The following is a 20,484-nucleotide window of genomic DNA, read 5'->3' on the forward strand; positions in this document are numbered from 1 at the left end:
GCCTCGAATTAGGCTAAGTCCTCGAAACCATTGAATTCAGCGAGGTGGATCGGCGCGTGCTTTCGAAGGGGCCGTCGCCAGCGAGCGACGCAACAGCAGACCACAAAGAGAAACGACCATGACCAAGATCACCAGCAAGCGCACCACCATCCTCCGGACCCTCGCCACAAGCTTCGCCCTCGCCATGACCCTGCTCGCGGGTGCCTCGGCCTCGGCCTCGCTCCCCGAGGGCGCCGGCGCGCTCGAGGACGTCGTCGAGAACGTCATCGAGAACATCGACGAGGCTCAGCCCGAGGGCGTCGCCGTCACCCTCGACGGGACCATCAACATCAACGAGGCCAGCGCCGCGGAGCTCGAGCTGCTCCCGGGCGTGGGTCCGGCCATCGCCCAGCGCATCGTCGACTACCGCGCCGACCGCCCCTTCAAGCAGCTCAACCACCTGATGCGCGTCAAGGGTGTGGGCAAGAAGACCTACCTCAAGGTCAAGCCCTACATCGCCATCGAGGGCGACACGACCCTGCGCATCGCCGGCTGAGCACGAGCGGAGCAGACCCCAGCCCCAACAAAGGGCGCCCCCGAGGTGACGGTTTCGGGGGCGTCCGTCTATTTTGGATTAGTCGGTGTAGACCACGGTCACGGGCACGTCGTCGAGGGTCAGGATCATGGCCGGCGCCGGGCCAAAGCGCTCGCGCAGCTCGACGGTGTCGCGGACCATGTGGCGCTCGGGGAAGAGCAGAGCCGCCTTGGCCTGGCTGACGCCGCTGCGCTTCCACCCGGGCCACCGACCTTCGCGGCGGTACTGCTCGATCGCCAGGGCGTGGACGTCGTGGACGTAGACCGGCCCCGGCGGCAGGGTCTCGCCTTCGTCGAGCAAGGGGACGACGGCGTGGCCCCAGTAGCCGCGGTTGAGGCCGAGCTGGGCCGCCCCGCGGGCGCCTCCGGCGAGGGGGGCGTACTGCGAGAGGTTGAAGGGGTGGCCGTGGACGCTGGCCCACGCGCTGGGGCCGAGGACGAGCAGCAGCGAGAGCGCGGGGGCGAGGGCGCGCCAGCGCTTGGGCGGGTCGGCTTCGTCGGCCTCGTCCGGGCTCGGCATCACGGCGGACCACAGCCACGACCACGCGCTCGCGGTGAGCAGGGCGAAGAAGGGGTAGGCCGTGAGCCAGTGCTTGGTGCCGCCGAAGATGGGGATGTTCGGCAGGCTGATGAGCACGAGGGGGAAGGCGGCCAGGCCCACGAACAAAAGGCCGGCCTCGCTCGAGTCGAGGGCGCCGCCGGTCGGTAGGGGCCGCAGCCAGCTGGGGGTCGTCTCGGGCTCCCGCAGGTCTGGTTCGTGGGTGAAGGCGCGGCGCAGCACCACGCCAGCGCCGATCGCCGTCAGCACCAAGAGCACGCTCGGCACGGTCGCCCAGGTCATCACCCAGGGGTAGGCGACCGGCAGGGGCGGGCGGTTGTAGTTCCGCCCGAAGAACTCCATGTTGTAGTAGCTGTGCTCGCTGTGGAAGGCGAAGTACTCGGCGACGCGCGCGAAGGTGTCGTGCCACAGCCACGGCCACAGCGCGACGGCGACGAGCGGCCCGATCACGGCCATGGCCCACAGCGGCAGCGGGGCGATCTGAGCCAGGCGCGGGCGCTCCCCGGTCTTCCACCAGCGCAGGCCCAGGCACAGCCACAGGTGCGCGGCGAGCAGCGGGCCGAGGAACAGGGCGTTGTGCTTGACGGCGATCGCTACGCCCAGGAGCGGACCCAGGGCCAGGCCCCAGCGCCAGTCCCTCAGCGCGCGCAGCCAGGCCAGGGCGACGACGAGGGTCATGGTCGCGATGGGCACGTCGAAGGCGTGCAAGCTGGCGTGGAACAGCACCCGGGGCAAGAGCGCGAAGGCGCCAGCGGCGAGCAGGCCGGCGCTCGTGCCCCCGAGGCGATGACCGCCCAGATAGAGCAGGGCGACGGCCAGGGCCGCCATCAGCATGGCCGGCAGGCGCATGGCCGCGCCTTCGCGAAGTATGGGGATGCGCCCGCCCTCGACGGCCGCGAGCTCGCGCTTCCAGGCGACCTTGCGCCGAGCTTTCTTGCTCTTTCCGGCGGCCGCGAGCTCGCGCTCGAGGGCCTCGGCGATGGCTGGATCCGGCGGCTTGGCCAGCAGCCGCGCCGAGGCGCCGCCGGCCAGCTTCATGAGCGCCGGGTGCTCGTGGTTGATCGCAAAGTAGCGGTCGCGGACCTTGGCCTCGTTGGCCTTCCCAGGCTCGCGCGCCGCCCGGGCCAGCCACGCGCCGTAGTGCCGCGAGGCCTCGAAGTAGATGCCCTCGTCGCGGACGTAGCCCACGTTCGCCTCGCTGCCGAGCAGGGTCATCAAGGTCAGCACGGCCAGCAGCGCCGCGACCAGGGCGGGGCTGCGCAACACGGCTCGGGCCGGTGCGCGGGCGCGGGACTCCTCGGCGGCCTCGCTCATTGGGTCGCCTCCATGAGCCCGCGGACCTCGACGCAGATCGCATTGGTCGGGCTGTTGCGGTGCCCGTCGCGCTGCCAGGTCCCGGCGGCGCTCAAGCGCACGCGCAGCTCGAGCGCGTGGGTCCCGGGCTCGGTCGCGAGGGCGAGGGCGGCCCAGCCCTGGTCGTCGGTGAACAGCCAGCGGGCCGCGAGGGCGCCGTCGATCCACAGCTCGAGCTCGGCCGCGCCGTCGTTGCGCAGGCGGGCGTTGAAGTCGCCAAAGCCAAGGTGCCCGCGGAGGCGATCGCCGAGCTCGACGGCGCCCAGAGACACCTTCGCCTGCACCCCGCTGTCGAGCTCCACGGCCAGGCAGCGCCGCGGCCGGTAGTCGACCTCGACCTCGCGGACCCGCAGCCCGCCCTCCTTGCAGCGCCAGCTCAGCCCGGACTGGCTGCGGCACTTCCCCGAGGGGCTGGCCACGGCCGCGTCGGGCAGGGCGTCGAGCAGGTCGAAGGTCTCCGCGCCCGCGCTGGGGTTGGCGAAGGCGTGCAGGCGAAGGGCGCCGAAGCGGTGGACGGCCTCGGCCTCGGGCGCGGCCATGCCCTCGAGCTCGGGGTGGGTGCGCGCGGTCCAGGGGCTGCGGCGGCCGGGGGCGAGGATCCAAAAGCGCTGCTGGCCGCGCAGATCGGGGAGCCCCTCGAGCGCGCGGGCGGCCTCGGCCGGGAGCTCCATGGCCGCGCGCGCGGCCAGCCAGTCCTCGGACACGAGCACGGCCTCTCCGGGGTGCTCGGCCACGAACGCCGCGGCGGCCTCCCAGTCCTCGTCGGACACGCGCTCGCGGTAGACCAAGGCGCTCGCGACCAGCTCGACGAGGCCCAGGGTCAGGACCGCGAGGAGCAAGACGAGGGGCAGGCGCTTCGCGTTCACGGCGAGGCCTCCGCTGCGGCCGCGGGATCGAGCTCGAGGTTGAGGCCCAGCCGGGGGCGTCGCTTGCCGTCGAGGGTGTCGGTGATGCGCAGCACCGCGGCCTGCCCGGCGAGGGCGCCGGTGTCGAGGGTCAGCGGGACCTGCTGGGGCCGAACGGGCACGTTGATCGTGGCGAGGGTGGTCCAGGCCTCGGGCGCGTCGGCGGGCCGAGCCTCGATGACCAGGGTGTGGCGCGCGTAGCCGCGGCGCTGCTTGGCCTGGTCGTCGTCGAGGCCGTACCAGCCGCGCAAGCTCGCCGGCATGGTCTCGAGCTCGAGCTCGAGCTGCGCGGGGGCGTCGACGCGGGGGCGCATGAGCACGGCCGGGCGGATCAGCATGGCGGTCTTGACCGGCCCCGCCTCGACGCGGGTCGCCTCGCGGATCGTCCCCGCCTCGAGCCGACCCAGGGCCGTGCTGGCCTCGCGCCCGCGGGCCTCGAACCAGCGCTGCCCGGCGAGGCCGAGGACCGTGGCGAGGGCGAGGGCGACCACGGCCGGGTGGGCGAGGGCCTCGACCAGCTGCTCGGGGGGTTCTCGGAGGGAGGTGGCGCGCTCGGGCCAGGCGAGGGCCCCGAGGGCGATCAGCAAGGTCAGCGCGGACAGCAGCTCGGCGATGGCCTCGACGCGGTCGCGGCCCTGGTAGCGCAGCTCGAGGGTCGCGCCGTCGGGGGTGTTGGCGGGCACGCGCGCGGCGATCAGGGTGGGCTCGCTGCCGTCGTCGCCCCCGGCCTTGCCGCCGCGCAGGGCCCCGGCGCGGCGCTCTCGTGGTGTCGCCGAGGGCCCGTCGCCGCGCACCGGGAGCTCGAACCACTCGAGGGGCTCGCCGTCGAGGCTCAGCTGCCAGCGCGGGTAGCCGGCGATGGCGAACACGAGCAGGCGATCGTCGAGGTCTTCGCCGCGCAGCTGCGCCCGGACCAAGCCCGCGCGCAGATCGGCCTCGAGCAGCTCGACGCTGTCTGCGTTCACACCCTCGCCGCGCAGTTGCACGAGGGGCCAGGGCGCGGCCCGAGCTCGCTCGCGCACGCTGATGGCCCCGAAGCGGGCGAGCTCCCCCCGGCGGGGGCGCGCCTCCTGCCCAGGCTGCGGCCGCGCCTTGCGACGCACCAGGTAGCGGACCCCGAGGGCGTCGAGGAGCTCGCGCTGGCTGCTCTCGGGCTTGTGCACGAAGTTGTCCCCGGGCGTGAAGCCAAACTTGTACTGCGGCGTGCCCGTCCACACCGGCGCGTCCATGGCCCAGTGGCTGTTGCGCGGGGCGTCGACGGCGATGCGGTAGTCGGCCTCGCGCTCGGCCCAACGCTCGGCGGCCCAGGCCGTGAAGGCCTCGTAGTCCGCGTCGAGCTCGGGGTCTCGGGGGTCGCGCTGGACCTGGACCTGCCCGACCTCGAACTCGGCGAGGGCGGCCCGGCTGTGGCTCAGCGCGTAGCCGCCCGCGACCAGCCCACTGATTCCGGCGGCCAGACCGGCGAGGGCCAGGCCGGCGCGCTTCCACGTGGGCAAGGCGTCGTCGCGGGCCCGGTCGATCCAGGCCCAGGCCCAGGCCACCGCCGCGCTGATCGCCAGGCCCGCGCACAGGTAGAGGCCCGGCTTGGCGCCGATCAAAAAGCGCTGGTACTGGATGTGGGTGAAGCCCTCGCTCAGGCGATCGAGGCGCAGCTCCCAGAACACGTCGCTGCTGGCGAGCAGCCACTGGCCCACGGAGAACAGGGCGACGAAGCGGCCGACCTTGCCGACGCCGAGGCAGGCCAGGGCGATGCCGGCGATGGCCGCGTAGCCGACGGCGGCGGGCATGCGCTGGGCGAACTGGCCGTCGCGGAGCCAGCCGGTCATGGCCTCGAAGGAGGCGAACAACCACCCGTAGCTGGCCATCCACGCCCGATTTTGGAGCATCGGCACCCACCACCAGGCGGCGATCAGCGCGGCCGCGAGGCCCACGAGGGCGCAGCGGCCCAGGCCCTCGCGCCAGTGCGCCGGCGCTCGGGGCAGGGCGGTCACGAGCAGCGCGCCCACGCCGAGCAGCAAGGTGGGCAGGGCGATGGGGTGGGCGAGCAAGGCCGCGCCCACGGTCAGGGCCGCGAGCGCCGTGCTGCGGGTGATCACGGCGCTCGGCGGGCTGATCTCGTCGCCGTCTGGGTTGGCGGCAGACTCCCCAAAGCCGAGGGCGCGGAGCAGCTCGCCCAGGCCCAGCCACGCCAGGCTCGTCGCCAGCGCCTGGGGCCACACGCCAAAGTAGACCGTGTACATCCACCCGCCCTCGCGGGTGAAGCCGGGGTCGGCGAGGATCAGCGCCGCCGCGATCAGCCCGGGCCACGGGCCCAGGCCAAACAGCCGACCCACGCGCAAGAGCACGAGGCCCTGGGCGGCGAACACCACCGTGAAGCCGAGGGCGTAGGCGGCGGGCCAGTCGAGCAGGCCGAGGCTCAGGTGGTGGACGGCGATGATCAGCAGGTCGCCCAGCTGCGGGTAGAGGTCGCCCAGGGGGAAGCCAAAGAACCACGTCGGCTCCCAGCCCGAGAGCGAGGCCGAGCTGCCCAGGCGCTGGGCGGTGAGCACGATCCGGGTCAGGTGCACGGTGTGGTCGGCCGACAGCGGCATGGAGCCCGCGGGCACGGGCCACAGCAGCCACATGGCGAAGCCGAGCACGGCGAGCACGGGCGCGGCTCGAGCCAGCCGGGCCAGCCAGCGCGCGCGCGCGGAGTCCTCGGCGCCCGGGCCGTCGGCCTGTGGGCGCGCGGGCGGGGCGTCGCGATCAGCGGCGGGGCTCACCCAGGATCACCGTCCAGGGCAAGGGCTTGCGCATGGCCGCGATGCGCAGGTGCCGGCTGGCCAGGGCCTCGAGGTCGCGGCGCGAGAAGTGCTGGATGTGGCCCGGGGTGTTGCCGAGGTCGCGCAGGTACTTGCCCCGGGCGACGTTCATGGCCCGCCACACGGGCTCCCAGGGCGTCGACAGCAGCACCTTGCCCCGGGCCACGCGTGCGACCTCGGCGAGCGCCGCCGAGGGGTCGTCGACGTGCTCGAGGACCTCGCAGCAGACCACGACGTCGAAGCTGTCGGTGGCGTAGGGCAGGTCGAAGATCGAGGCCTGGGCGGTCTCGATGCGCGGGTCGAGGCCCGGGCTGATGGTGTCGAGGGACAGGTCCGTGGCCACGTAGCGCGCGGGCGCGGGGGCGTTGGTCACGAGGTGGTTGGCGAGCTTGCCCTCGCCGCAGCCGACCTCGAGGACCTGCTTGCCGCCGGGGTGGGCGAGGACGAAGAGCTCGTTGACGGCGTCGAGGAAGCCCGACACCAGCGCGCGCGCGATGGGGTTGTTCGACGCGTACTTGTCCTCGAAATTGCCGACGACGTTCTCGGTGGTCACGCGGGCGCCTCCTTCGCTTTTGCTTCGTTGGAGGAGTCCGCAGCCGTCCAGCTCGCCGCCCCCGTCGAGCGCACGCCCTCGACGGGCTCGCCCCGGTCGTGGGCGGCCCGGGCCAGGTCCGCGTCGAGCCGGCGGACCCGCGAGAGCAGCTCCTCGTTGAGCCGGCGGTTGGTCGCCAGCAGGTCCCCGAGCAGCGCCATCAACCCGACGATGAACGCGAGCACGACCGCGCCCACGCCGACTTGCAGGCTCTGGATGTGCCCGGACACGTCGGGGTCTTGGAAGTAGAAGAACAAGAAGCGGCCGCCCAGGCTCAGGCCAAAGAGCATCAGGACGATCGCCATGAAGCCGAAGGTCTGCACCGGCCAGTACATCCCGTAGGCGCGGAAGATCACCGGGCCGTTGCGGCGCAGGTACTCGGGGATCGACGAGAACAGCCGCGACTCCCGGGTCTTGGGGTTGGTGAGGATCTTGACGTTCTCGACGACCAGCCCGGCGTTGCCTGCCTGGATCATGGTCTCGAGGGTGTAGGTGAAGTTGTTGTGGACAAAGAGGGTCGACAGGGCCTTGCGGTTCATCGCCCGAAAGCCCGAGGTCGAGTCGGTCACGGCCGTGCCCGAGGCGCGCCGGACCAGGGCCGAGCCCCAGCGCTGGAGCACGCGCTTGACCCACGAAAAGTGGGCGATGGTGTCGGTCTGGCGATCGCCGACGGTGATGTCGGCCCGCCCGGCGAGCACGGGCTCGACCAGGCCGGCGATGTCGCTGCCCTTGTACTGGTTGTCGGCGTCGGTGTTGACGACGACGTCGGCGCCCAGGCGCAGGCAGGCGTCGAGGCCGGCCATGTGCGCCGCGGCCAGGCCCCGGTTGCGAGGGAAGCGGACGATGTGGTGCACGCCGATCTCGGCCGCGACCTCGGAGGTCCCGTCGCGGCTGCCGTCGTCGATGATCAGCACCTCGATGCTGCCCACCCCGGGGATCGAGCGCGGCAGATCGTCAAAGGTCCCGGGCAGGTGCTCGCGCTCGTTGAGGCACGGGATCTGGATGATCAGCTTGGGCCCGCGGGGCTCGGCGGGCCGCTCTCGGGTCGGCGGGGTCATGCGCGGGTGCGTGCAGATCACTAACACTTTTGCGCCCAGGACGCTCGCGCTCCCCCGCGCCCCGCGGCGTACTACCATGCACGGCCCATGGCGGACGCCGAGCGAGCGCGGGAGGACCGGAGTCGGCGACGGTGGACGTCGCGGCGGCCCCCGTGGACCGCGCTGGCGCTGCTGGGTGTCCTCGCCCTCGCTTACCTGCTGCACCTGCGCGAGTGGCTGTTTTTGTGCGACGACGCCTTCATCAGCTTCCGCTACGCCCGCAACCTCGGCGAGCAGGGGGCGCTGGTCTACAACCTCGAGCCCCTCGAGCGGGTCGAGGGCTATACGAATTTGCTGTGGGTGCTGATCCTGGCCGCGGGCGTGGTCGTGGGCCTGAGCCCCGAGCAGCTCGCGCCCGCGCTCACGGGCCTGGCCGGGGTCGTCAGCCTGGTACTCGTCGCCTGCATCGGGGCGCAGCTGCGTCGGCGAGAGACTGGGGGCTCGGAGGAGCAGCCGCTGTTCGAGGTCGTCGATCTGCTCGCGCCGGCGCTGCTGGTGACGCTGCCCGAGTTCGTGGTCTGGGGCAGCAGCGGGCTCGAGACCGGCTTCGCGGTCGCCCTGGGGCTGGCGGCGGTGTGGGCCTGGCTCGACGGGCGGATCGTCGGCGCGGCCGCCTTCGCTGCCCTCGCGGGGCTGACCCGGCCCGACGCGCTGGTGTGGATCGGCGCCTTTGGTTTGGGCTGGTTGGTGGTCGAGCTCGCGGGCTGGATCCTCGATCGCCCCGAGCCCTTCGCCGAGCGCCTGCGCGGCCTCCCGTGGGCGCGCGTGGGCGTGGGCGCGCTGGTCTTCGTCGCGCTGCTCGGGGCGCAGCTTTGGTTTCGGCGCAGCTACTACGGCGAGTGGCTGCCCAACACCTGGGCCGTCAAGCACCACGGCGCGCTGCTGCGCGATCACTTTGGCCGGGGCTACGTGGCGTTTTGGACGGCGCGCACGGGCGTGAAGGCGGCGGTGTTGCTGGTCCCGCTGGTGCTCTTGCAGCCCAAGCTCGAGCTGCGCGCGGTGGCCCGGGCCCTCGGGACGCTGGTGCTCGTCGCTGTACCGGTGGTTGCGATGGTGGGCTACGTGTGGTCGGTGGGCGGCGACTTCATGGCGCACGGGCGCTTTTTGCTCCCGGCCACGGTCCTGAGCGCGCTGGTGCCCGGGCTGCTGCTCGCGCGGGTGTGGAGCTTCGCGCTCGAGCGCAGCGCGGGCCCGGGGCTGGCCGCGGGGGCGTGGGCCGTGGCCGCCGCGCTGCTCGTGGGCCTGAGCGCCAGCCGGATCCCTGGGCGGATCGCCGAAGACCGGGACCACGCCCACCTGCACATCGCCTACGACGCGGACGGTCGGCCCTTGCCAGACACGCCGGGCTTCGAGGGCGTGCAGGCCATGGATCGCTTCGCGGCCGTGCGCCTGGCGGCTGGGGCTGAGCTGGCCGAGCGCGTGCCGGCGGACACCTGGATCAGCGTGGGCGCTGCCGGGGCGCTGCCCTACGCCTCGCGCTTGCCAGCGTTCGACGCCTACGGCCTCGTCGATCCGGGCGTGCTCGAGGTCGCCGAGCCGGCCACGGGCAAGCGCGCGCGGCCGGGCCACCAGCTCCACGCGCCGCTCTCGTACATGCGCAGCCGCGAGCCCGAGCTGATGTGCCACATCGGCTGGGAGGCTCCCCGGCCGCCGACGCTGCGCGACGCTCGACGCCGGGCGCGGGGGCCCTTCGCGTGGGCCTGCGTCGAGACTGGGCCGATCGCCGATCGCCGGGCCGAGGGCGGGACCCTCGAGTCGCGCTACTACTGCTGCCTGCGCGAGCGCGGCGGCGATCCGGCCCTCGAGGCCCTCGATCCGGCCAAGCGAGGGCGGCCGTGAGCGAGGCGAGCCCGGCCCTGGTCTGGGCCCGGCGGATCACCGCGGCCATCGCTGGCCTGTGGCTGGTGCTCTCCCTCGTCGCCTTCGCGCTGCGCCTGACCTTCCCCCTCGAGCTCGAGTGGATGGAGGGCGGCACGCTCCACCAGGCCCACCGTGTGCGGGCGGGCCTGCCGGTCTACGGCCCGCCCTCGGCGGACTTCGTGCCCTTCCTCTACACGCCGCTCTACCCGTGGCTGCTGGCCAAGCTCGGGTCGGTCCTGCCCCTGAACTACGCCCTGGCCCGGGCCGTGTCCGTGGCCGCCGTGATCGCGATCTGGGCCGGGCTGTGGCGCCTGGTCCGGGACGAGGGCAAGGCCCCGAGCCACGCGGCCGCGGCCGTGGGCCTGTTCGCGGCGGGCTACGTGTTTGGCTTTCGCTGGCTCGACGTGGGCCGGGGCGACGCGCTGTTCCTCGCGCTGTGCCTGTGGGGTCTCGTGCTCTTGCGCCACAGCGACGAGGACCGCGACGCCGAGCGCCCCGGCGTACGCAAGGCCTTGCGTGGCTGGCTGTGCGCCGTGGGGGGAGGGGTCCTGGTCGCCCTCGCCTTTTGGACCAAGCAGACCGCCGCGATCTTCGTGCTCGCCAGCGGTGTGGCCGGCCTGCTCGTCAGTCCCCGCCGGGTCTGGGCCTACGCCGGGACCATCGCGCTCATTGATGGCGGCGGCGTGCTGCTCGGCCAGGCCCTGACCGAGGGCTGGCTGTGGACGTGGATCTACGAGACCCACCAGACCCACGCCTTCAACGCCGAGCGCTTCGAGAAGAAGACCTGGGGGATGTTCGCCCACTCGGCGCCGGCGCTCGTGGTCTACGCGTTGGTCCTCGCCAGCGCGGGCGTGGGCGGGGCGTGGGCGCGCGGGCGCGAGCTGTGGCGAGAGCGCTCGGAGGGTCCGCTGCGTCGGGCTTGGCTGCTGCTGCGCGAGGCTCGGGCCACGCTCTATTGGGGTCTGTTCGCGGCGGCTGGTTTGCTCGTGAGCGCCCTGGGCTACTCGACGCAGTTCGCCGAGCCCAACGCCTTCATCCCGGGGGTCTGCTTCGTCGCCGCCTTGCTCGGCGTGACCTTGCCGGAGGGCGGAGGCGCGTGGCGCAGCCGCCTCGAGCTCCTCGGCCTGGGTACCTTCGGCGTGCAGATGCTGTTCGCCCTCGCCGTCGAGCCGATGTACCAGCCGATCCAGAGCCACGGCCTGCGCGAGGGCCTGGCCGACAGCTACGCCTGGCAAGACCCGCAGCGCACCGTGCCCACGCGGGCGCAGCGGGATCGGGCCCGGGCCCTGCGCGAGCGCGTCGAGAGCCTGGACGAGGGCGAGCTGCTCGCGCTGAGCCGGCCGTGGTGGTCGACGCTCGCCGGCGGCCCGGGGCACGTCGGCACCATGGGTATCAACGACGTGGACCCCGAGGCCCGCAAGGCGCTGCAGGGACAGCTGCGCCAGGACCTTCGCGAGGGTCGCTTCTCGGCGGTGTGGATCGAAGGTCGCGTGCCGGGGTGGCTGGCCAACGCGCTGCGCGGCTGGAGCGTGGCCGAGCGCCGGCACGGCGACGCCCGGGTCCGGCCGATGACCGGCTACATGTCCGAGGCCGGCATGGTCTCGCCGTGGCGCGGCGAGCAGCTGCTCTTGGTCCGTGAGCCCGTCGAGCCAGACCCGCCTCCGGAGGGCGCGGTCGTCCTCGCCGACTTCGAGTCCGGTCGCCTCGAGGGCGTGCGCGTCGAGTCGGGCCTCGCCTTTGGGCGTCGAGCTGCGCGCGGCTACACGCCGGGGCTGCCGCCGGTCGGGCCCCACGGCGGCCGCTACCTGCTGTCGAGCGGCCACTCGCGCGGGCGCCTCGAGGCCGAGGGCGTCGTCGTGACCGAGCCCTTCACGCTGAGCGCGGGCTCCGTCGTCGAGCTGGCCGTGGGGACCAGCGGCGCTCGAAAGGGCCTGGCGGTCGAGCTTCACCGGGTCGACGCCGCAAAGGGCGAGGCGCCCGTGCACCGCTTCGAGCTGCCCCGGACCCACTACGATCTCCAGCCCGTGCGCTGGACCGTGCCCGAGGCGCTCGACGGCGAGGGCGCGCAACTGCGCCTGGTCGACGGGTCCGGCGAGGCCGCGCTGTTCGTCGACGACATCCGCCTGTTGGTCCCCTGAGCTCTCGGAGACCCCTTCAGGCGGGTTTCCGAAGCGATCGCAAAGTTTTTTGCCGTCGCTGTAAGGCTGATTTTTGAGCTCGCGTTCCCGGCCCCGAATCACGGAGCCCACTGATGCGACGCTACTCGATGCCCCTCACCTGCCTGTTCGCCCTCCTCCCCGTGCTCGGTCTCGGGTGCAGCAAGATGGAAGCGGCCGCGCCGGACTACGCCGGTGGTGATTACTACTCCGACTCCGAGTACGCCGAGGCGCCCGCCTACGAGGAGGCGGCGAAGTCCGCGGACCCGAGCCCCGGCTACGCGATGGCCGACGAGGCGGCTCCGGCCCCGACCGCGACCGCGAGCGCGGCACCCGTCGACGTCGGCGAGGGCGTCGGTGGCATGGCCGACATGGACGCTGACGGCGCGATGATGATGGAGGCCGAGGCGGAGCCGGCCCCGGCTCCCGCCCCCGCTGGCGGCCGCAAGGGCGGCCGGGCCAAGGCCAAGATGGCCAAGAAGGCCGAGAGCAAGGCGTCGAGCCGGCGCGAGGCCAAGGAGGCGGCCAAGATCGCCCGGGAGCGCGACCGCGTCGCCGCCAACATCCAGTCGGGCACGCTGACCGCCGGCAGCTTCGACGACAACCTCAACCCCTGGGTCTTCGACCGCTTCGTCGACCAGGCCATGGCCCAGCCCGGGCTCAGCAGCCTCGCCGCCGCCTTCGCCGGCCCCCGCACGGTGCTCCGCGTCCAGGACGAGCGCGGCCGCCCCCTCGGCAACGCGAAGGTCACCATCGACGGCAAGCACATGACCACCCGCAGCGACGGCCGCGTGGTCTGGGTCGGCGGCTGGGACAGCGGCAGCCAGGGCCAGGGCAAGGCCACCATCTCCCACGGCAACAGCCGCAAGACCGTGCAGATCGCCGACCAGGTCGAGCAGATGGTCACCCTCGACGGCGCCCAGGCCAGCCTGCCCAGCCGCCTCGACGTCGCCCTGGTCATCGACGCCACCGGCTCCATGGGCGACGAGCTCGAGTACCTCAAGGTCGAGATCCGCGACATCGCCGAGGCCATCAACCACCACTTCCCGGGTGTCGAGCAGCGCTTCGCCCTCGTCGTCTACCGCGACAAAGGCGACTCCTACGTGACCCGCAGCTTCGACTTCACCACCAACCTCGACAGCTTCCAGCGCGACCTGAGCGAGCAGTCGGCGGGCGGCGGCGGGGACTACCCCGAGGCCATGGACGCCGCGATGGCCAAGGCCGCGAAGCTCAGCTGGTCCAAGCAGGACGCCGCCCGCGTGACCTTCCTGGTCGCCGACGCGCCGCCCCACCAGGACAAGGCCGACGACACCCTCGCGGCCGTCGACAAGCTCCGCGCCAAGGGCGTGGCCGTGTATCCGGTGGCCAGCTCGGGGGTGGCCGGCGAGGCCGAGTTCGTGATGCGCTCCGCCGCCTTGCTGACCGGCGCCCAGTACCTCTTCCTCACCGACGACTCGGGCGTCGGCAACCCCCACGCCGAGCCGCACATCCCCTGCTACACCGTCGAGCAGCTGGCCCCGCTGATGGTCCGCGCCGTCCGCTCGGAGCTGTCCGGGCGCCGCGTCGAGACCGAGCCGGAGTTCGCCGTCCGGACCGTCGGCCAGGGCCAGGGCGGCGTGTGTGCCAAGCCGCGCAAGAGCAAGAAGATGGCGCGCTGAGCCTCGCCTCGCGCCCAAATGAAAGCGGGATCGCGTCTTCGGACGCGGTCCCGTTTTTCGTGCGCGCGGAGCCCTGGCCAGGCGCGGGCTCAGGCCTTCAGCAAGACCTTGCCGAAGTTCTTGCGGTCCTGAATGTACTGGTGGGCGTCCGCGGCCTGCTCGAGGGGGAACACGCGATCGACCACGGGCGCGAAGGTGCCCGCGCCGACCTCGGCCATGATCGCCCCGAACATCGCCTGCATGCGCTCGTTCTCGTGCCACAGGTGGCCGAGGTTGACCCCGAACACCCCGCGGTTGAGGTCGAGGAGCTGCAGCGAGGAGAAGCGCGGCATCTGGGCCAGGGCCTTGAGCGCGGGCAGCAGCCGGCGGCGCTTGCCGGGGACCACGCTCGAGGCTCCGAACATGAACAGCCGGCCGTTGTGGCGGAGGCAGCGGTAGCTCTTTTTGAACGAGGCCCCGCCCACGGCGTCGAGGACGATGTCGACCCCGCGGCCCTCGGTGATTCGCATGACCTCGGCCTCGAAGTCCTGGTTGCGGTAGTCGATGCAGTGGCTGACCCCGCGCTCGCGCAGGCGCTCGTGCTTGCCCGCGCTCGCGGTCCCGAACACGGTCGCGCCCTTCCACGCGCAGATCTGCAGGGCGGCCTGGCCGACCCCGCCGCCCGCGGCGTGCACGAGCACGTCGTGGCCCGCGTGCACGTTGCCGAGCTCGACGAGCATGAGCCAGGCGGTGAGGTAGTTGACCGGCACGGCCGCGGCCGCCTCGAGGGTGGTCGACGCGGGCACGGGCACGACCTGCAGGCGCGGCACGCAGATCGTGTCGGTGTAGCCGCCGAAGCGGCACAGGCACACGACCTCGTCGCCCACGGCGACGTCCTCGACCCCTTCGCCGAGGGCGTCGATGACCCCCGAGACCTCGTAGCCGACCACGCAGGGGATCGGCGGGGCGTCGGGGTAGGCACCCATGCGCGCCATGATGTCCGCGAAGTTGATGCCGGCGTAGGCGACCCGGATCCGGACCTCGCCGGCGGCGGGCGTCGGGTCCGCCGCCTCGCGGAGCTCGAGCACGTTGGGGGGGCCGGCGCGGCTGATCCAGACTTGCCTCATCGCGCCAGGGACCGTGAATGAATTCACGGCCCCTGTCTAGTTCGCCGTCGCGGACGACGCCACGCCCTCCCTGCCCCCCGATCAGTTCAAGAGCGGCTCGTCGTCTTCCTCGTCTTCGTCGTCCTCGAGCTCCTCGACCTCGTGGCCCGGGACCAGAAATTCGAGGTGCCCGGAGCTGTAGTAGGTCCCGAAGGTGTGGACCAGGGAGGCGACCTGGCTCAGCGCCGAGTGGGCCAGGTCGAGGTCCAGGGACGACAGCGGGTGGACGAAGGCCGCGAACAACAGGCCGTTGGAGCTGCCGTAGCGCGCGTCGAGGGCCGAGTGGAAGTTGGCCTCGAGCACGGCGTCCTTGGTCGCCTCGTCGAGGTTCTCGAGCTCGGTGATCGGCGCGACGAAGCGCATGCGGTCGTGTTCGCGGTCGAACAGGCAGGCCATGGGGATGCCGCCGTGGACGAACTGCCAGTGCGTCTCGCTGCGCTGGAAGTCGTCACAGGTCCGCGCGATGAGCTCGGCGAGCGCCTCGAGGAGCATGGCGCGACAGTACCAAGGACCTCGGCTCGGCTTAGCGATTGCGTACGACCACGGTCTGGGCGAGCAGATCGTGCAGGGTCTGGCGCTTGGGGGTGAAGGCCGCGAGGGCGTAGCCCAGACCGAGGGCGAGGCTGGACAGGCCGCGACCGAGCCAGCGCAAGCTCGCCTGGCCGAAGCTCAGCTGGCGCCCGCGGAGGTCCTGCACGCTCAGGCCGACGGCCCGCTTGCCGAGGGTCGCCATCCACCCGCTCGACTCTTGCCCGGCGAAGTACACCCACGACAAGGCCGCGGCGATCCACCCGTGGCTGTCGATGCCGAGCACGCGCGCGAGCGCGGTCGTGAGCGCGCCGAGGATCAGCAGATCGATGAACAGGGCGATCGCCCGGGCTCCGAGCCCGGCGAGGGAGTCGGCGTTGTCGGCGTCCATGCTCACTGGGGGTCGGGGGCCTGGTGGGGCGGGCCGCTCGGCGGCGCGGCGCTGTCGGGCTGGGGATCGCGGACGACCTTGCGCGTCGGCAGGAGTCCGCCGGGCCGGATCTCGTGGGCCGGCTTTGGCTTGATGGAGGTCTCGCTCTTGGTCCGCTGTGCCGCCTCGCAGCGGCGCAGGTAGGTCTTGCCGTGGCGGTTGGTCGCCATGCCGCGCTCTTTGTCGCTGGCGATCCACGCCTGAATCTCGACGCTCTGACCCGCGCCGCCGGCCCGAGGTTGCACGCGCAGGAAGTAGACGCCGCGGTTGGCCTTGAACTCGATCATCTCCTCGTTGCCCCGGCGGATGCGGCGCTTGCCGACCTTGGCGCCGCCGATGGGCTGAAGACGGGTCAGATCGATGCTGCAGGTCGGGCAGTCGCGGTAGTCGATGTCGAGGGTCACCCGCCCGCGCGTGGGCACGGACACGGCCAGGCGCGGGCTGTCGGGGGCGTCGGTCCCGGCGGCGTAGGTGCGCGGCTCGCCGGGCTCGATGAACTCCACGGGGATGTCCCAGCAGCGCCCGCGCTCGGCCTTGGCGATCCTGGGTCGGCCTTTGACGCAGTGGCCCTTGACGCAGCGCGCGGGGCCGAGGGGCTTGCGCTTGCGGGCCTTGCAGTCCGTCGCCTCGGGACACTGCTCGACCAGGGCCTGCTCCCACGAGAAGATCCGCGTGGTCTGGCCAAAGCGGCCGATGTAGGTCGGCTCGAGCGGGCAGACCAGCGACTCGAGCTCGGAGCAGTCGTCGTCCTTGCTGCAGCGGTTGAGGCCGTCGCGGAACTGGGCGTAGCTGGCCATCGACGCCTCGCAGTCCTCGATCGGCGGGATCTCGGGGAGGGGCGGCGGCTCCAGGCGCAGGGGCTCGCGGGGCTCGGGCTCGGCCTCGACCTCCGGCTTGGCCTCGTCCTCCTCTTCGCCCCCCTCGGTGCCCGTGTCTTCCTCTTCCCGCTCGCTGCGGTTGTTGTGCGCGCGCAGCTGCGTGGCCGTGGGCGCGGGGACGCAGGCGCCGAGCCCCACGGCGAGGGACACCCCCACCAAGAGCGAGCCGCGCAGGCGCCGAACAAACATCGCCGGATGCTAGTTCACGGCGCGGCGCGAACCAAGACGAGAGCCCCCGCCGTCAGACAGGGGCTCGATGGTGCGGCTCGCATCCGGAGACCGGACAAAGCGAGCGGCGCTTGGATGGGCCGAGGTCTCAGTAGGCCAGCTGGACCACGGAGCGCTCGATGAGCACCTTGTCGTGCCCCGAGCAGGGGTAGGCGACCTCGAGCTCGACGTAGGTGCCGGCCGAGCCGCGGATGTGCCGGGTCCAGTCGGCGATGTTCTCGGGGGACTCGCCGTCGACGCTCAGCAGCACCGCGCCGGGGTAGAGCATGCCGTCCGCCGGGGTGCCCGGGAACACGCGGCTGACCACGAAATCGTTGCCATCTTGGGTGAGCTCCACGCCAATGCCCGAGTAGGTGTAGTAGTTGATGGTCTGGGCGGCAGTGGCCTGGCAGGGGTGTTGCGCCATCCGCTGGCTGACGGCCGCGGCCGTGCTCATGGTGCCGGCGACCACGATCGCGGCGAGGGTGACGCGACGAGCGATTCGCCAGGTAGTGATGACGGAAGCGTCGATCTTGGACATTGGGTGAGTCTCCTCCGTGACTTCAGCTAGTGTTTCACAAGCTCGCTCGGCGATCCAGTGGCGCAAGACGCGGATGTGAACTCGATTCTTGCCTCTAGAGCATCACTGAGGGGTGTTCTGCGCCATTTTGTCGCAATCGGAACGTCGACTTGGGGAGGCTCGGAATGATCCGGGGGGTTGGCGGCGTCGGTGCAAAGTCGCCCGAAGGCGGGTCCATCTGCGCCATTTTTTGCAGGTCATTTCACCGTGCGATCGAAGCGAGCTAGCGTCCAGCCCATGATCACGAGTCCGATCGCGCGCCGTCTTGCGCTCGTCACGCTGTTGAGCCCACTGCTCGCTTGTTCCGAAGCGTCGACGGGGAGCTCGAGCGAAGTGGACGCGCCCGCGTCGGCCGAAGTTGACGCCAAGCCTTCGGACTCGGAGCCCGCCCCCGAGGCGGGTCAGGACGCCGAGGTCGAGGCGGACGGCGGCGCGGTGTTGGCCAACGGCGCCGCGAACCCGACGGAGGGCAAGGCCGAGGCGGCCGAGCCGGAGGAGCCCAAGGTCGTCCTGCCCGAGGAGCCCTACCGCGTGCTCTTGCTCGGCGACTCGATGATCGCCACAGGCTTCGGCGCCCTGCTCGAGGACAAGCTCGACGCCCACCCCCACGTGGTCTGCTACCGCAAGGCCAAGAGCGCCACGGGCCTGGCCCGCCCCGACTTCTACGACTGGTTCGACCAGGCCCCGCGCCAGATCGAGTTTCGCAAGCCCGACCTCGTGGTCGTCATCATGGGCGGCAACGACGGTCAGGACATCCCGCCGTGGAAGGGCAGCAAGCGCGTGCACTGGGAGACCGAGGCGTGGGACGGCGCCTACCGGGCGCGCATGGACGACTTCCTCGGGCGGCTGCGAGAGCCCGTCGAGGGGGAGGACGGCGCCCGCGTGCTGTGGCTGGGCCTGCCGGCCATGGGCATGCGCAGCCTCGAGAAAAAATTGGTGCTGATCCGCGGGATCCAAAAGGAGGCCGTCGACGCCATCGGCGAGGGCGGCATCTACCTCGACACCGCGCCCTTCCTCGCTGGCGAGGACGGCAAGCCGCTGAAGCAGGCCGAGGTCGAGGGCAAGGTCCGAGAGCTCCGCGCCGAAGACGGCATCCACTTCACCATGTCCGGCGCCGAGTACTTCGCCGACAAGGTCTACCCCGAGGTCCTCGGCGTCCTCGAGCTCCCCGACGTCGACGTCATCGAGGCCATGAAGAAGGCCGAAGAGGAAGCCGAGGCCGAGGCCGCCGAGGCGGAGCCAACGCCCTCCGAGTGACTCGATCGTCCACCCCCCGCGTCTGACTCATCCATGTCCCATCGCCGCGCCCCCAGCTCCCTCCACCTGCGCTCGCCCTCGCTCCGTCGGCGTCGCACGGGGACATGGCGCGCGCGCTTGGTCGTCGCGCTGGGTCTGGGCCTGGGCGCGACCGCGAGCCCGGGGATGGCGGGCGCTGGACCTCTGCCCAGCCCCGAGGGGCAGGGCATCGCGCCGCAGGGGGATGCGAGCGAGGGAGAGGGCCGGCGCGGCGCGCTGGCTGGGCTGCCCTCGCCCGACGAGCTCGAGCGCGTCGCCAAGGTCGTCGAGGCTGCCCCGCCCGAGGCCGCGAGCGTGCCCGAGACCGGGGGCGAGGAGACCACGACCGACACCGCAGGCGACGAGCCCGACACCGGCGAGAGCGACGCGGTGGTTGAGAAGGACGGCGAGCCCGAGGCCGCGCCCGCGGCCAAGCCCGACCCGGCCTACGCCGTCCAGACCCTCAAAAAGCCCAAGTGGATCAAGCACGTGATCATCCCCGGCGAGCGCCTGGACGAGATCGCGGAGCGCTACCAGGTCCGCAAGGCCTCGCTGATCCGCTGGAACAAGCTCGACCCCAAGAAGCCGCGGATCTACGCCGGGCGCAAGCTCGCCATCTACACCAAGCACATCCCGCCGCCGCAGCAGAAGATCCAGTACACGGTCAAGCGCGGCGACACCTGGGCCAAGATCGCGGCCGCGCACCACGTCGACGCCGACCACCTGCGCCTGCGCTGGAACGCCAAGGTCCCGCGCCGGTTCAAGGCCGGGCAGGAGCTGGTGATCTGGCTCGATCCGATGAACGACCCGGCCATGGTCCAGTCGGCCCTCGGCCCGACCAGCGTGGCCGCCAGCGCCGGGACCTCGGCGGCCGTCGCTGCCCGCCCGGCCCTGCCCCTGGTCAACATTCGTCGCGGCGCCATCTCCTCGGGCAAGCCCAACCGCGGCAAGATCGTCAACGGCCTGCAGCTGCCCGAGAACCCCAAGCTCTACACCATCCGCAAGCCCGAAGAGTCCTACGGCAGCACCCACACCCTGCACAACCTGCAGCTGGCCATCGCCAACTTCCGCCAGGACACGGGCTACACCGGCGCGATCGTGATCGGGGCGATCAGCAAAAAGGGCGGCGGACGCCTGCGCCCGCACAGCTCGCACCAAAGCGGCCGCGACGTGGACATTCGTCTGCCGGTCAAGGCCGGGATCAAGGGCACCCTCGCCCAGGACAGCAGCGAGGTCGACTGGGACGCGACCTGGGGCCTGATCCGGGCGCTCGTCGCCACGGGCGAGATCCAGTACATCTTCCTGAGCACCAGCCGGCAAAAGCACCTGCTCAAGGCGGCCAAGCGCGCAGGGGCGAGCAAGGACATGCTCGAGCGGGTGATTCAGCATCCGCGCAAGGCGGGGACGAACCACGGGATCGTGCGCCACGCGAAGGGGCACACCTCCCACTTCCACATCCGCTTCACCTGCGCCAGCAACGAGTCGCACTGCGAGAGCTATTAGGTCCCGGTCCCCAGGCCCAGGAGGCCGAACAGGCACCAGCAGACCACGCCAGCGACGGCGAAGATCTGCCCGCGCAGCTGGGTGTGGTGGCGCAGGCCCCAGACGATCGTCACGGCCGAGGCGGCCAGCCCTCCGATCAAGGTCAGCTTGGTGAGCAGCGGGAAGGGGTAGAGCAGCCCCATCGGGACGCCGATGGTGGCGCCGAGCAGGGGCACCAACGCCAGCCACAGGGTCCCCTGGGTCACCAGGGACACCGCGGCGAGGGCCGCGAGCAGGGCGACGAGGGCCAGGGCGATCCGCTTCATCGCAGCACAGCTTAGCCGAGCGGTCCGGGTGTGCACCTCGAGTTCACGCGACACCCGGGGCCGCGGGCGTTCAGAGGAT

General features: G+C 72.0%; 17 protein-coding genes. 6 read left to right on the forward strand and 11 right to left on the reverse strand.

Annotation, left to right across the window (positions count from 1 at the left end; translation table 11 throughout):
* Window positions 1–118: 118 nt before the first annotated feature.
* Window positions 119–535 carry a ComEA family DNA-binding protein gene (locus PPSIR1_RS42475; RefSeq protein ID WP_006971329.1) on the forward strand — a complete coding sequence of 139 codons (417 nt, stop codon included), beginning with the start codon at window positions 119–121 and terminating at the stop codon, window positions 533–535.
* Between the two features lie 78 nt (window positions 536–613).
* On the opposite strand, the gene PPSIR1_RS12015 is transcribed toward PPSIR1_RS42475, so the two are convergent.
* From PPSIR1_RS12015 to PPSIR1_RS12035, 5 genes are read right to left on the reverse strand one after another with little or no spacing between them, the layout of a single operon-like run.
* Window positions 614–2,446, reverse strand: coding sequence for a glycosyltransferase family 39 protein (locus PPSIR1_RS12015; protein WP_006971330.1), 1,833 nt, complete (start codon window positions 2,444–2,446; stop codon window positions 614–616).
* Window positions 2,443–3,351 carry a hypothetical protein gene (locus tag PPSIR1_RS12020; protein ID WP_006971331.1) on the reverse strand — a complete coding sequence of 303 codons (909 nt, stop codon included), beginning with the start codon at window positions 3,349–3,351 and terminating at the stop codon, window positions 2,443–2,445. The genes PPSIR1_RS12015 and PPSIR1_RS12020 overlap by 4 nt, the downstream gene beginning before the upstream one ends.
* A complete protein-coding gene (locus PPSIR1_RS12025; RefSeq protein ID WP_006971332.1) occupies window positions 3,348–6,152 on the reverse strand; it encodes a hypothetical protein in 2,805 nt (934 codons plus the stop codon). The genes PPSIR1_RS12020 and PPSIR1_RS12025 overlap by 4 nt, the downstream gene beginning before the upstream one ends.
* A complete protein-coding gene (locus PPSIR1_RS12030; protein WP_006971333.1) occupies window positions 6,136–6,744 on the reverse strand; it encodes a class I SAM-dependent methyltransferase in 609 nt (202 codons plus the stop codon). The genes PPSIR1_RS12025 and PPSIR1_RS12030 overlap by 17 nt, the downstream gene beginning before the upstream one ends.
* Window positions 6,741–7,841, reverse strand: coding sequence for a glycosyltransferase family 2 protein (locus PPSIR1_RS12035; RefSeq protein ID WP_006971334.1), 1,101 nt, complete (start codon window positions 7,839–7,841; stop codon window positions 6,741–6,743). The genes PPSIR1_RS12030 and PPSIR1_RS12035 overlap by 4 nt, the downstream gene beginning before the upstream one ends.
* An 87-nt stretch (window positions 7,842–7,928) precedes the next feature.
* On the opposite strand from PPSIR1_RS12035, the gene PPSIR1_RS12040 reads away from it, so the two are divergent.
* The 3 genes from PPSIR1_RS12040 to PPSIR1_RS42480 all read left to right on the forward strand — a co-directional run bounded on the left by PPSIR1_RS12040 (window position 7,929) and on the right by PPSIR1_RS42480 (window position 13,554).
* A complete protein-coding gene (locus PPSIR1_RS12040; RefSeq protein WP_006971335.1) occupies window positions 7,929–9,719 on the forward strand; it encodes a hypothetical protein in 1,791 nt (596 codons plus the stop codon).
* The gene (locus tag PPSIR1_RS12045; protein ID WP_006971336.1) at window positions 9,716–11,878 is read left to right on the forward strand and encodes a glycosyltransferase 87 family protein; all 2,163 of its coding nucleotides are present in this window, start codon (window positions 9,716–9,718) and stop codon (window positions 11,876–11,878) included. Before PPSIR1_RS12040 ends, PPSIR1_RS12045 begins: the two co-directional genes overlap by 4 nt.
* Window positions 11,879–12,006: 128 nt before the next feature.
* Entirely contained in the window at window positions 12,007–13,554 is a 1,548-nt protein-coding gene (locus PPSIR1_RS42480; protein WP_157595472.1) for a vWA domain-containing protein, read from the forward strand.
* Window positions 13,555–13,643: 89 nt separating this feature from the next.
* Here the strand turns inward: PPSIR1_RS42480 and PPSIR1_RS12055 are convergent, their stop codons facing one another.
* The 5 genes from PPSIR1_RS12055 to PPSIR1_RS12075 all read right to left on the reverse strand — a co-directional run bounded on the left by PPSIR1_RS12055 (window position 13,644) and on the right by PPSIR1_RS12075 (window position 17,283).
* Entirely contained in the window at window positions 13,644–14,660 is a 1,017-nt protein-coding gene (locus PPSIR1_RS12055; protein WP_045115859.1) for a synaptic vesicle VAT-1 family membrane protein, read from the reverse strand.
* An 81-nt stretch (window positions 14,661–14,741) separates the two neighbouring features.
* Complete coding sequence (locus PPSIR1_RS42485) at window positions 14,742–15,191, reverse strand: hypothetical protein (protein ID WP_006971339.1); 450 nt, start codon at window positions 15,189–15,191, stop codon at window positions 14,742–14,744.
* 31 nt (window positions 15,192–15,222) lie between these two features.
* Entirely contained in the window at window positions 15,223–15,618 is a 396-nt protein-coding gene (locus PPSIR1_RS12065) for an RDD family protein (protein ID WP_045115860.1), read from the reverse strand.
* A 2-nt stretch (window positions 15,619–15,620) separates the two neighbouring features.
* The gene (locus tag PPSIR1_RS12070) at window positions 15,621–16,724 is read right to left on the reverse strand and encodes a hypothetical protein (RefSeq protein ID WP_006971341.1); all 1,104 of its coding nucleotides are present in this window, start codon (window positions 16,722–16,724) and stop codon (window positions 15,621–15,623) included.
* 127 nt (window positions 16,725–16,851) lie between these two features.
* Complete coding sequence (locus PPSIR1_RS12075; protein ID WP_006971342.1) at window positions 16,852–17,283, reverse strand: PDZ domain-containing protein; 432 nt, start codon at window positions 17,281–17,283, stop codon at window positions 16,852–16,854.
* Window positions 17,284–17,655: 372 nt separating this feature from the next.
* Between PPSIR1_RS12075 and PPSIR1_RS12080 the strand changes: the two genes are divergently transcribed.
* Complete coding sequence (locus PPSIR1_RS12080; RefSeq protein WP_006971343.1) at window positions 17,656–18,579, forward strand: SGNH/GDSL hydrolase family protein; 924 nt, start codon at window positions 17,656–17,658, stop codon at window positions 18,577–18,579.
* Between the two features lie 33 nt (window positions 18,580–18,612).
* Entirely contained in the window at window positions 18,613–20,100 is a 1,488-nt protein-coding gene (locus PPSIR1_RS12085) for a penicillin-insensitive murein endopeptidase (RefSeq protein WP_086001256.1), read from the forward strand.
* On the opposite strand, the gene PPSIR1_RS12090 is transcribed toward PPSIR1_RS12085, so the two are convergent.
* Window positions 20,097–20,405, reverse strand: a complete 309-nt coding sequence (locus tag PPSIR1_RS12090; RefSeq protein ID WP_006971345.1) for a hypothetical protein — start codon at window positions 20,403–20,405, stop codon at window positions 20,097–20,099. The two genes, PPSIR1_RS12085 and PPSIR1_RS12090, sit on opposite strands and share 4 nt — an antisense overlap.
* Window positions 20,406–20,484: the final 79 nt, after the last annotated feature.

Source organism: Plesiocystis pacifica SIR-1 (genome assembly GCF_000170895.1).
In the GTDB taxonomy this organism is placed as follows: domain Bacteria; phylum Myxococcota_A; class Polyangia; order Nannocystales; family Nannocystaceae; genus Plesiocystis; species Plesiocystis pacifica.

What these genes read in the sequence shown, in the direction of transcription:
- PPSIR1_RS12055 (WP_045115859.1), bottom strand. Translation starts at nt 14,660, where the DNA reads ATGAGGCAAGTCTGGATCAGCCGCGCCGGCCCCCCCAACGTGCTCGAG.
- PPSIR1_RS42485 (WP_006971339.1), bottom strand. Translation starts at nt 15,191, where the DNA reads ATGCTCCTCGAGGCGCTCGCCGAGCTCATCGCGCGGACCTGTGACGAC.
- PPSIR1_RS12040 (WP_006971335.1), top strand. Translation starts at nt 7,929, where the DNA reads ATGGCGGACGCCGAGCGAGCGCGGGAGGACCGGAGTCGGCGACGGTGG.
- PPSIR1_RS12090 (WP_006971345.1), bottom strand. Translation starts at nt 20,405, where the DNA reads ATGAAGCGGATCGCCCTGGCCCTCGTCGCCCTGCTCGCGGCCCTCGCC.
- PPSIR1_RS12075 (WP_006971342.1), bottom strand. Translation starts at nt 17,283, where the DNA reads ATGTCCAAGATCGACGCTTCCGTCATCACTACCTGGCGAATCGCTCGT.
- PPSIR1_RS12065 (WP_045115860.1), bottom strand. Translation starts at nt 15,618, where the DNA reads ATGGACGCCGACAACGCCGACTCCCTCGCCGGGCTCGGAGCCCGGGCG.
- PPSIR1_RS42475 (WP_006971329.1), top strand. Translation starts at nt 119, where the DNA reads ATGACCAAGATCACCAGCAAGCGCACCACCATCCTCCGGACCCTCGCC.
- PPSIR1_RS12015 (WP_006971330.1), bottom strand. Translation starts at nt 2,446, where the DNA reads ATGAGCGAGGCCGCCGAGGAGTCCCGCGCCCGCGCACCGGCCCGAGCC.
- PPSIR1_RS42480 (WP_157595472.1), top strand. Translation starts at nt 12,007, where the DNA reads ATGCCCCTCACCTGCCTGTTCGCCCTCCTCCCCGTGCTCGGTCTCGGG.
- PPSIR1_RS12070 (WP_006971341.1), bottom strand. Translation starts at nt 16,724, where the DNA reads ATGTTTGTTCGGCGCCTGCGCGGCTCGCTCTTGGTGGGGGTGTCCCTC.
- PPSIR1_RS12035 (WP_006971334.1), bottom strand. Translation starts at nt 7,841, where the DNA reads ATGACCCCGCCGACCCGAGAGCGGCCCGCCGAGCCCCGCGGGCCCAAG.
- PPSIR1_RS12085 (WP_086001256.1), top strand. Translation starts at nt 18,613, where the DNA reads ATGTCCCATCGCCGCGCCCCCAGCTCCCTCCACCTGCGCTCGCCCTCG.